This is a genomic window from Shewanella sp. SG41-4 (genome assembly GCF_014164505.1).
GTDB lineage: Bacteria > Pseudomonadota > Gammaproteobacteria > Enterobacterales > Shewanellaceae > Shewanella.
On the sequence record NZ_JACJFI010000800.1, the window covers coordinates 1 to 220 of the forward strand.

1 rRNA gene is annotated in these 220 nt (G+C 45.5%); it reads left to right on the top strand.

Annotated elements, in window-relative coordinates:
• Window positions 1–61: ribosomal RNA gene (locus tag H5202_RS24905) — 16S ribosomal RNA — on the top strand; the annotation flags it as partial.
• Between the last annotated feature and the right edge of the window lie 159 nt (window positions 62–220).

The following is a 220-nucleotide window of genomic DNA, read 5'->3' on the forward strand; positions in this document are numbered from 1 at the left end:
GACTGGGGTGAAGTCGTAACAAGGTAGCCCTAGGGGAACCTGGGGCTGGATCACCTCCTTACCTATACGACTAACTCAATACCTAAAGTGCAGAAATGCATGTGAGTGTTCACACAGATTACTTGTTAACTTCTTCGGAAGTAGAGTGAAACACGCCGCAAGCCGGCTAGTGTTGTTCTTTAACAATTTGGAAAGCTGATAGTACTAACTAAAGGCGCAT